The sequence below is a fragment of the uncultured Shimia sp. genome, from assembly GCF_913054185.1.
In the GTDB taxonomy this organism is placed as follows: Bacteria; Pseudomonadota; Alphaproteobacteria; order Rhodobacterales; family Rhodobacteraceae; genus Shimia.
In genome coordinates, this window is record NZ_CAJXIV010000040.1 from 21,123 (window position 1) to 31,307 (window position 10,185).

The 10,185-nt window shown below is 58.4% G+C and carries 11 protein-coding genes and 1 pseudogene; 4 read left to right on the forward strand and 8 right to left on the reverse strand.

Annotated elements, in window-relative coordinates:
- Window positions 1-107 precede the first annotated feature (107 nt).
- Entirely contained in the window at window positions 108-653 is a 546-nt protein-coding gene (locus QZ517_RS10205; protein WP_294226141.1) for a hypothetical protein, read from the forward strand.
- Between the two features lie 7 nt (window positions 654-660).
- On the opposite strand, the gene QZ517_RS10210 is transcribed toward QZ517_RS10205, so the two are convergent.
- The 3 genes from QZ517_RS10210 to QZ517_RS10220 all read right to left on the reverse strand — a co-directional run bounded on the left by QZ517_RS10210 (window position 661) and on the right by QZ517_RS10220 (window position 3,939).
- Window positions 661-1,386, reverse strand: a complete 726-nt coding sequence (locus tag QZ517_RS10210; protein WP_294226145.1) for a class I SAM-dependent methyltransferase — start codon at window positions 1,384-1,386, stop codon at window positions 661-663.
- 16 nt (window positions 1,387-1,402) lie between these two features.
- Complete coding sequence (locus QZ517_RS10215; protein ID WP_294226176.1) at window positions 1,403-2,515, reverse strand: class I SAM-dependent RNA methyltransferase; 1,113 nt, start codon at window positions 2,513-2,515, stop codon at window positions 1,403-1,405.
- An 89-nt stretch (window positions 2,516-2,604) separates the two neighbouring features.
- The gene (locus tag QZ517_RS10220) at window positions 2,605-3,939 is read right to left on the reverse strand and encodes an amidase family protein (protein ID WP_294226148.1); all 1,335 of its coding nucleotides are present in this window, start codon (window positions 3,937-3,939) and stop codon (window positions 2,605-2,607) included.
- 84 nt (window positions 3,940-4,023) lie between these two features.
- On the opposite strand from QZ517_RS10220, the gene QZ517_RS10225 reads away from it, so the two are divergent.
- Window positions 4,024-5,238: a UbiH/UbiF/VisC/COQ6 family ubiquinone biosynthesis hydroxylase gene (locus QZ517_RS10225; RefSeq protein WP_294226150.1), complete on the forward strand. Its 1,215-nt coding sequence runs from the start codon at window positions 4,024-4,026 to the stop codon at window positions 5,236-5,238.
- 78 nt (window positions 5,239-5,316) lie between these two features.
- Here the strand turns inward: QZ517_RS10225 and QZ517_RS10230 are convergent, their stop codons facing one another.
- Genes QZ517_RS10230 through QZ517_RS10240 form a run of 3 tightly spaced genes read right to left on the reverse strand, consistent with a single transcriptional unit; the run spans window position 5,317 to window position 7,119 of the window.
- Window positions 5,317-5,511 (reverse strand): Trm112 family protein, encoded by a 195-nt coding sequence (locus tag QZ517_RS10230; protein ID WP_294226153.1) that lies wholly within the window; start codon window positions 5,509-5,511, stop codon window positions 5,317-5,319.
- A complete protein-coding gene (locus tag QZ517_RS10235) occupies window positions 5,508-6,152 on the reverse strand; it encodes an LON peptidase substrate-binding domain-containing protein (protein WP_294226156.1) in 645 nt (214 codons plus the stop codon). The genes QZ517_RS10230 and QZ517_RS10235 overlap by 4 nt, the downstream gene beginning before the upstream one ends.
- Before the next feature lie 40 nt (window positions 6,153-6,192).
- Window positions 6,193-7,119, reverse strand: coding sequence for a co-chaperone YbbN (locus tag QZ517_RS10240; RefSeq protein ID WP_294226159.1), 927 nt, complete (start codon window positions 7,117-7,119; stop codon window positions 6,193-6,195).
- A 75-nt stretch (window positions 7,120-7,194) separates the two neighbouring features.
- Here QZ517_RS10240 and QZ517_RS10245 point away from each other — a divergent pair, with 75 nt between their 5' ends.
- Window positions 7,195-7,713, forward strand: coding sequence for a DUF6653 family protein (locus QZ517_RS10245; protein ID WP_294226162.1), 519 nt, complete (start codon window positions 7,195-7,197; stop codon window positions 7,711-7,713).
- A gap of 6 nt (window positions 7,714-7,719) precedes the next feature.
- On the opposite strand, the gene QZ517_RS10250 is transcribed toward QZ517_RS10245, so the two are convergent.
- Window positions 7,720-8,508, reverse strand: a complete 789-nt coding sequence (locus QZ517_RS10250; RefSeq protein WP_294226165.1) for an exodeoxyribonuclease III — start codon at window positions 8,506-8,508, stop codon at window positions 7,720-7,722.
- A 303-nt stretch (window positions 8,509-8,811) separates the two neighbouring features.
- On the reverse strand, window positions 8,812-9,498 hold the full coding sequence (locus QZ517_RS10255; protein WP_283423988.1) for a response regulator transcription factor: 687 nt from the start codon (window positions 9,496-9,498) through the stop codon (window positions 8,812-8,814).
- A gap of 163 nt (window positions 9,499-9,661) precedes the next feature.
- On the opposite strand from QZ517_RS10255, the pseudogene QZ517_RS10260 reads away from it, so the two are divergent.
- Window positions 9,662-10,185 (forward strand): annotated as a pseudogene (locus QZ517_RS10260) (GTP cyclohydrolase II); the annotation flags it as partial.

Below are 10,185 nucleotides of genomic sequence, written 5' to 3' on the forward strand. Positions count from 1 at the left end.
ACGCAACGCCCTATGTGTTGCGCAGCCGCGCGGCAAACGTTGACACAATTGACCGAAGCACACACTCAGAGTATCGCACAATCAAACAACCAAAAGGCTTCAAGTGCATGGCATTTTCTATCAAGTTCACAAACAAGATCGAAAGTGACTTTTGCCACGGCCAAATCGATATCGGGGCTTTTTGTGAAACATTCGAAACCCACCTAAACGCCTACTCCTTGAAACAGTATCAACACCAGTGGAAAGATGCGCTTTCAGTTCTGATCAAAGAGCGTACGCCTGTGGCTTTGTTCACGAGCATCAATCTCGACGATGACGACATTGGCTTTTTGTGGATGTATTGGCTCGTGCCATCCGAAACCGCTGGAGACGCCGACTATCGAAAAGAGCAACTTTGTAACTATCCGATGCAGGCCGACGCAGGCTATTACGTAGGCCAGCGGTTTATGTTTGTCACAACAGAGGCTCGTAATTTCGAACGCCGCGTCTACATGCCGTACGAAGACGGTTCACAAGGGCCAGAACTCGCACTCTATTACCTCGACCTGTCCGCACCGGACCGCATATTTGGGTATCTAGACGATCACCTTGAAGATGCCAGCCATTGGTATGTAAGCAACGAAGCGATTCAGACATTCTTCGAAACGCTTTAATTCCTACTCACAGCTTGCGCCACACAGACACATGCGTTTTGCTCATGTTGGTGAAGGGCGCGCGGGTCCAATCCTGCCAGCGGTGCTCCAAAGACATGCCCGCGATCCGCGCCATAAGGTCCAACTCAGCTGGCCAAGCATAGCGAAACGGTGCCGAAAGATGTTCGGCCTGCCCGTCTTTGATCCAAAGGTGATGGGAGCTGTAGGATTGCGTGACCACATCGATCTCATCGACACCCCAATGATCGGGGTCATGGGCAAACGGCACGTGTGTTTCCCCAAACGGCAAGCGCTGCAACGGTGGCACCAATGTTTCGACCACAAAGCAGCCACCGGGACGCAAATGTCGGGCCGCGTTTTCAAAGCAAGCAACCTGCGCATCCTGCGTGGTGAGGTTATCAATGGTGTTATACACCAGATAGACCAGTGAAAAATCACCGTCGACCTGCACCTGGGTCATGTCCCCAACCACCACGGGGATATCAGCCCCGCCGGGTTTCTTACGCATCTGGGCCAACATCGCCGTGGACAGTTCATTGCCACTGACTGGCACGCCCTGAGCCGCAAGAGGCAAGGCAATGCGCCCGGTGCCAATGGCAAATTCCAGCGCTGCACCGCCATTGGCCAACACCGCCAGAATGTCGACACACCGCGTGACAAGTGCGGGATCCGCGCCAACATGGTTGGCGTCATAGGTTTCTGCTACCTCGGCATCAAACACACCGTCACTCATCACCACACCCTTTGTGTTATGGCACCTCACAGGTGAAGAGGCGCACAGTCAAACCACCATGCGCCACCGTGGCAAATGGGGTCTCAAGCGGCAAGTTGGTGGCTTTGGCCAAACCAGCGTCCGTGGTAATTATGCCAACCTTCCAACCGGAAAACTGTGCAGAGAGGGCTTTGCCCAAGCTGGCATGCAGGGCAAACAGTCCCTTTTTGTCACCAAGGCGTGCGCCGTAGGGCGGGTTCACAATCACAATGTCGGGCGGGCCTTCCGGGGGCGTGATCTCACCTACACTTTGTTGCGCAAAGCTGCAGAGGTCCGCCACGCCAGCGCGGTCTGCATTCTCAAGTGACATGCGAATGGCACCCGCGTCTTTGTCCGAGCCATAAAACCGACCTGCTGGCACCTGTGTGGTCGCTGTTTTCAGTGCGGCGAAGGCTTCGGCATCAAAACTGGCCAATTGCTCAAAAGCAAACCTGCGGGACCGCCCCGGTAGGAGACCAGCCGCCATTTCAGCGGCTTCAATCACAAAGGTACCGGAGCCACACATCGGGTCATAGACCGTCTGGCTGCCGTCATAGCCCATCTGACGCAGGAACATCGCCGCCATATTTTCGCGCATCGGCGCTTTGGCCACGGCGGGTTTATGGCCACGTTTGTGCAGGCTTTCGCCCGAGGTATCGAGCGAGAAGGTCAGCATGTTGTTGTCGATGCGCACCTTGAGCACCACCTCAGCCTCTGCGGAAATTGGCATACCCACCGCCGCAACAAGGCCTTTCTCAATGCGTTCTTTGGCCGCCCCAGCATGGTAGATTTTGGACTTCTGCGTCACCACTTCCACCTTCACCGGCACATCAGACCGCAGGTAAGGCGTCCACGACATCTCGCCAATTTGCTTCTCCAACAGATTGAGATGCATACATTGGAAATTGCCAATCCGGGCCAGCACCCGCACCGCGCCGCGCAGACACAGGTTGGCGCGCCACACGTCCTGCCAATTGCCGCGAAAGCGCACACCGCCCGGCATCATCTTGGGCTTTTTGAACCCAGCTTCGGTGATCTCGGCTGCCAAAGGCTTTTCCAGCCCCGGCGCGGTGACAACAAAAATCTCAAACTTGCGCATATCGCTCTCCATCACCAAAGCGATGTGCCGCCTCAGGTTTCACAGTCCCTAAATACCCCGAGATGACCTTGCGCAAGGCGCAAGTGAGGGGTTGGCCCCTCTTAAGGGGTGCCAAACAGGGGTTCTGCCGCCGCCGCCAATCGCAAAAGCCGCTCCTCGGACCCGCCCTGCCCTAGCATCATCAGGCCACAGCTTGGCACGCCAGTTGGCAAGGTGATGGCCGCAGAGCCCATCAGATTGCCAATCCGAGTATTACGCAAGGCCAGCAGGTTTTCGGTCACGTAGTAGTCTTGGTCGTGCATCAGGCGTTCAATGTTGGGTGGTAGGATCGGCGCGGTTGGCAGGAGTACGGCGTCATATCCGGCAATCCGCGCATTCCAGGTGGCCCGATGCGCATCGAGCTTGTGCCAGGCAGCCACATACTCCGGTCCACTGAAGGACGCGCCGGCGCGGAACCGTTCCAGAATTTGCTCAAACATCTTGTCCGGTGCCGCCTCAATCACCTCTTTCCACTCGCCATAGGCTTCTGCGGTAAACAGCGGCGCGGAGAGCGCCATGGCCTCCGCCACCTCTTCGGCCTTGAGGAATTCCAGCTCCACGCCAGCTTCGCGTAGGCGATGTAAAGTGCGTTCAAACCCAGCCAAAGGCGCCTCGCGCACCTGATCCAACGCCACGGATTCCAGCACAGCCATGCGGGTGCCTTTCAGCGACGCGCCACGCAAGTCCGGCACAGGTTTGCCTTCCAAAATGCCCAACAGAAGCGCCGCATCTTCCACCGTGCGGGTCAGCGGACCAACGGTGTCAAACTTACGACACAGCGGCACGGTGCCGGCGCAAGACACGCGGCCAGCGGTGGTTTTGAGGCCCACCAAATCGTTCCACGCCGCTGGAATGCGCACCGAGCCGCCGGTGTCTGAGCCAATGCCTGCGGCCGCCAGCCCAAAGGCCACGGACGCCGCCGCACCAGACGAGGAGCCGCCGGGCACCGCACCGGGATCATTCACACAAGGCGGCGTGGCGGTCATCGGGTTCAGCCCAATGCCGGAAAACGCCAGCTCGCTCATATGGGTTTTGCCCAGACAAATCAGGCCAGCCGCCGTGGCGTTGCGCAGCACTTCGGCGTCACGTGTGGGCACCCGGCCTTTGAGCAAAGCCGAGCCTGCCTCCGTGGCGACACCTGCCGTATCAAACAGGTCTTTCCAGCTGACCGGCACGCCGTCCAGAGGCGAGAGCCGTTGACCCGCGCGGGCGCGTTCGGCGGCGGCTTCGGCTTCGGCCAAGGCACGCTCGGCTGTCACTTGGGCATAAATCCGGTCGCGGGCGTCATGGCCGTCAATCGCGCCCAGAAAGGCTTGGGTCAGCGCCACAGGGTCAATTGCCCCGCTCTCAATGCCCCGACCCAGGTCTGCGGCGCTTTTCTCCAGCCAATCCAACATTCTGCTCTCCACTTTCTCTTTGAAGGCGACGGTAGCGGCGCAATCGCGCATGGACAATCCCGAAGCGACGCCCATATTGGCGTCATGACATTTGACAGCGATATTCTGATTGCAGGTGGCGGTCTCAACGGCCCCGCCTTGGCCCTGGCGCTGGCTCAGGCCGGCTTTGACGTCACCGTGGTGGACGCACGCCCTGCCCCCGCCCGAGCGGGCAGCAATTTTGACGGACGCGGCTATGCGCTGGCGCTGGCCTCCAAACGGTTGCTGGCGGCGATTGGTGTCTGGGACAAGGTGGCGGACCACTCCGAGCCAATGCGTGACATCAAAGTGTCCGATGGGCGCGCCGGCGAAGGGCCATCGCCGTTTTTCCTGCATTTTGACCACACCGAGATCGAAGAAGGCCCGATGGGCTTCATGCTTGAAGACCGGTTTTTGTATCGTGCTTTTCTGGAGGCGATGGAGGCCGAGCCACGCATCACTTTGATCTCTGGCACTTCAGTCACAGATCAGGCTGTAGATGTGGCGGGTGTGACCGTTACGTTCAGCGATGGTGGCACACACCGCGCAAAGCTTTTGGTGGGCTGTGATGGGCGGCAAACCGGGGTTGGCAAACGCGCGGGTATCAAACGTACCGGCTGGGGCTATGGGCAAACCGCCCTGGTCTGCGCCATTACACATGAGCTACCGCACAACGGTGTGGCACATCAGTTTTTCATGCCACCCGGACCGCTGGCGATCCTGCCACTTCCCGGCAACATGTGTTCGATTGTCTGGTCCGAAACAGATGAAAACGCCACCGCGATCCATGCCCTGTCCGATGAGGACTATATGGCCGTATTGCGCCCGCGGTTTGGCGATTTCCTGGGGAAGATTGCCCTCACTGGCAATCGCTTCACTTATCCTTTGAGCCTGTCTGTGGCCAATGAATTTGTCGACGACCGTGTCGTGCTGGTGGGTGATGCGGCGCATGGCATGCACCCAATTGCCGGGCAGGGTCTCAACGCCGGCCTGCGCGATGTGGCGGCACTGGCGCAGGTGCTGACCGAGGCGCACCAACGTGGCGAAGACTTTGCCTCAGAGCTGGTGTTGGCGCGGTATCAAGAATGGCGGCGGTTTGACACCGCCACTTTGGTTGCAGCCACTGACCTGACCAACAAACTGTTTTCCAACGACAATCCTCTGCTGCGCGCGGCGCGGGATGCGGGTATGGGGTTGGTCGGCGCGGTGCCCGGCCTGCGCCGGACGTTTATGCGCGAGGCGGCGGGTCTCAATGGAGAACTGCCCAAGCTGATGCGCTAAGACGCTTTCTCATTCGCAAAATATCCTGGGGGTGAATTGGCTCAGCCAATAGGGGGCTAGCCCCCTCCCCCGCCACAGTCAGTCCAACACGCGGGCTTCGTCGATCAACATGACTGGAATGCCTTCGCGAATTGGGAACGCCAGATTAGCGGCCTTGGACACCAACTCCTGACGGTCGACATCATAATCCAGACGGCCACGGGTTTGCGGGCAGATCAACGATTCCAACATGCGACGATCAAACTTCGGTCCGGGTATAGTGTGGGCATTCATTGCATAAAGTCCTCTCCAGCGCCGCCACGCAGCGCAAATTCCAAAAGTGTCACAAGGGTTTCCCGACGGGTGGACAAAGACGGCGCCTCCAGCAAGGCCTGTTTGTCCTCTGCCGTAAACTCCAACAGCATCGACAGAGAGTTGATCAACAACTCATCTTCCGCGTCTTTGAGCGTGTCCCAATCTGTCGACAGGTCGAGCTGTTCAAAATACCGTTTTAGCAGGCCCATAAAGACCGGGCGTCGAAAATCGGCGTCCTGTTCAACCGGACCAAGATCGCGATCAAACCCACTCCAGCTGACAGCGCAGCGCCGGTAAGGCGTGAAGCCATCCATTTCCGCCAGAATCCGAAACCGCGACACGCCGGTGAGTGTGATCAAATAGCGGTTGTCGTCGGTTTCCGAAAACTGGGTGATGCGCCCAACACAGCCAATGGTGTGCAGCCCCTTGTCGTCCCGCCCCGGCACCTCATTGGGTTGCACCATGCCAATCAGCCGCTCGCGGGTTTTGAGCGCGTCATCCATCATCGCCAGATAGCGCGGTTCAAAAATATGCAGCGGCAGGCGGGACCGGGGCAACAGAAGCGCCCCGGGCAAGGGAAACACAGACAGTGTGTCCGGCAAGTCAGCGGCTTTGATCATGCAGAAAGCCTACTCCGGTTTGCCTAAACCGCAAAGCGGGTCAGACAAAGATCATCGAGCTGAGCTTGCGACGGCCATTGAGCACCACCGGATCATTGGGCTTGAGCGCCTCAAAAATGGTGAAAAGCTGGGCTTTGGCGGCGCCATCATTCCATTCGCGATCCCGGCGGAACAGTTCCAGCAGCTCATCCACAGCCTCTTCGACCATTTCCGCACCATGCAGCGCCTGCGCCAGATCGAGACGGGCCTGATGGTTGTCCGGATCCGCATCCACAGCAGCGCGCAATTCGGCCACTGGACCGGCATTTTCTGCCTGACGGGCCAGTTCGATTTGCGCCCGTACCGCTTCGATTTCCGCCGCGGCAGAGATCACCTCTGGCACGCCGTTGATCACCGCTTCTGCCTCATCAACTTGCTCTAGAGCCAAATAGGACCGCGCCAAGCCCGCAAAAGCCTCGGCATTCTCCGGATCTTGCTCAGCAATGGCCGCAAAGGTTTCTGCGGCAGAGGCTGCATCACCTTCGGTCAGCATTTCTTCAGCCGCCACCAAGGCATCCGCCAGACCACCATCCGGCACTTCGCCACCAGCAGCTTCAATCACACGGGCCACAAAGGCCTCGATTTCGCTGCCCGGCAACGCACCTTGGAAACCATCCACAGGTTGGCCCTGCCAGAAGGCATAGACCGTTGGGATCGACTGCACGCGCATCTGGCCGGCAATGCCCTGATTTTCGTCGACGTTGATCTTGGCCATTTTCACAGCGCCACCGGCAGCGATAACGGCTGCCTCCAGCGCGGGGCCGAGGGTTTTACAAGGGCCACACCAAGGCGCCCAGAAATCCACAATCACCGGCACGGTCATGGAGGTGTCCACCACTTCAGCCATAAAGGTGGCCTCTGACACGTCTTTGATCAAATCGCCTGCTGCGGCCGCGGTTGGGGCGCCTCCGCCAATAATATCCATCATCATTGTTCTCCGTCTGGAACTTGCCCCCTATATGGAGGGCAGCGCGACAGAAACCAAGAGAGGAGTTGGCCAGATATGCCAGCAAAATGGGACATCTTTGCACACTCCGAGCGTATGATGGCGATGGATGAGGCCGCGTGGGCCCGGCATGCCAATCCACTCAGCGTCTATTCCCGCATGTCGATTTTGCCACTGATGACGATAGCGGTGTTTTCGCGGGTCTGGCTTGGCTGGGGAGCGGTGCTGCCAGTTGGTCTTGTGATCTTATGGACCTGGTGGAACCCACGTGCGTTTGCGCCGCCAAAGACCACCAACAGCTGGGCGGCGCATGGCACGTTTGGGGAGCGGGTGTTTCTCAACCGTAAGGCGGTTTCAATCCCTTCCCATCACACGCGGTGGGCCATAGCACTTGGCGTGGTTTCAGGTGTGGGCATGGTGCCGTGGATTTGGGGGCTTTGGCAGCTTGACCTTGGTATGACGTTGTTTGGCTTGAGCCTGATGATTGGTGGCAAACTGTGGTTTGTCGACCGAATGGTCTGGCTCTACCAAGACATGAAAGACGCCCACCCCGACTACACGGCGTGGGCGCGGTAAGCTGTCTTACAGATCAAAGGTCGCAAACACCGGCGCGTGATCCGACGGCTTTTCCCATCCGCGGGCATCGCGGAACACGCGGCTGGCGTGACCTGCGTTGGAGATGTCCCCCGTGGCCCAGACATGATCAAGACGGCGGCCTTTGTCCGCCGCATCCCAATCGCGGGCGCGGTATGACCACCAGCTATAGAGATTGCCCTCAGGGATGTCCTGACGGGTGATGTCGACCCAGCCGCCAGCGTCCTGGGTTTCGGCGAGCTTCTCCACCTCGATTGGGGTGTGGCTGACCACCTTCAGCAGCTTTTTGTGATCCCAGACGTCATCTTCACGCGGCGCAATGTTCAGGTCGCCCACAAGGATGGATTTCTTGACCTGCTCTTTGCGGAACCAATCCCGCATCTCCGCAAGGTAGTCGAGTTTCTGGCCAAATTTTTCGTTCTTTTCGCGGTCAGGCACATCGCCACCCGCAGGAACGTAGAAATTGTGCACGGTCACGCCATTTTCCAGCGTGCCCGCAATGTGGCGCGCGTGGCCGAGGTCAGCAAAATCTTCGCTGCCCGCTTCGACCATCGGGATTTTGGAAAAGATCGCCACGCCGTTGTAGCCTTTTTGGCCGCGCGCAACCATGTGGGTGTAACCCAGCTCAGCAAAGGCTTCGGTTGGAATGAGCTCCACCGGGCTTTTGCACTCTTGCAGGCACAGCACGTCGGGCGCTTCTTCCTGCATCAGCTTGAGCACAATAGGCTCGCGCAGACGCACCGAGTTGATGTTCCAAGTCGCAAGGGTGAAAGACATGTGGCGTGCTCCCGTTTTGTTCTCATCGCGACCCTACCCCTGAGCGTTGGGACTGCCAATGCGAAATCCTGCGCATTTGGGCGCGTGGCATTGTCGGCAGTTTGTCCGCAAAACAAAAAAAGGGCCCGAGCCGAAGCCCGGGCCAGTCCAACAGGGAGGTTCATGTCATAACCCGGACATGGGCGGGAACTCATAGGTCTTTGTAAATGATGTGTGTCAGATATGACTTTGATACACATCAACGTAACATATTTAGTATCTCCGCGCCGTTTCCAAAGGGGGGGCGCGAAGAAATCGGCAAGATTATGCCACCAGGCGGTAGCCACCGCTCTCAGTGATCAGCAGACGGGCGTTGGAGGGATCAGGTTCGATCTTCTGACGCAGGCGGTAAATGTGGGTCTCCAGCGTGTGGGTGGTCACGCCAGCATTGTACCCCCAGACTTCGTGGAGCAGCACCTCACGGGCCACAACACCTTCGGTGGCGCGGTAGAGAAACTTCAAAATATTTGTCTCTTTTTCCGTCAGGCGCACCTTGCTCTCATCTTCGCGCAACAGCAGCTTCATGGAGGGTTTGAATGTGTATGGTCCAAGCTGGAAAACCGCATCCTCAGATTGCTCGTGTTGGCGTAGTTGCGCACGAATCCGCGCAAGCAAGACGGGAAACTTAAAAGGCTTGGTCACATAGTCGTTGGCGCCCGAATCTAGCCCCAGAATCGTGTCCGCGTCACTGTCATGGCCGGTCAGCATCAGGATCGGGCTTTTCACACCCTGTTTGCGCATCAAGCGACAGAGCTCACGTCCGTCGGTGTCTGGCAGGCCCACGTCGAGGATCACGATGTCATACAAGCCTTCTTTGACGCGGCCCATGGCCTCGACCCCGTTGCCCGCTTCAAACACGTCAAAATCCTCGGTCATCACAAGCTGCTCAGAGAGCGCCTCGCGCAGGTCTTCGTCGTCATCTACCAGCAGGATCTTTTTCAACTGTGCCATGTGCGTCTCTCCGTAGTGCGTTGCTTGGTAGCCATGTGAGGTGACTTCACGATCAGAACAAGAATTGCTGCAATCTGCTCACGGCCTCGTGTTTCAGCACCACCAAATGTTTCATATTGCTGCAGAAGAGGCTACATGGGATTGGCTGAAGACAGAGGTTCCAATGAGTTTTGCGCCTGACATTATCGAGCGATTGGCCCGTGCACGGGCAGATCTGCGCATGGGTGTGCCGATTGTGCTGACCGGCGCAGGCATGCCGTTGCTGGTGCTGGCGGCAGAAACGCTGACGGCGGAACGCTTGGCAGATGTGCGGACACTTGGTGCCACACCGGACCTGACCTTGACCGCGCGGCGGGCGGAGACGCTCAAGGCGCGGGCTTATGATGGCGATATTGCCCGTGTGGCGCTGCCTGCGGACAGTGATCTGCGGTGGATCAAAGGCATTGTCAGCCCGGAAGATGATTTGAACACGCCGATGAAAGGGCCTATGGCCACGGCGCGCACGGGAGATGCGGATTTGCATCGTGCGGCGGTAAAGTTGGTGAAGTCAGCGCAGTTGTTGCCAGCCGCGTTGACCTTGGAGTTGGTTGAAGCCGGCGGCTTTGCCCTGGAGCATGGGCTGACGGTGATCCCGTCTGCTTTGGCGGCACCTCATCTGGCCGCGACCAGCCCTCTGCATCCGGTGGT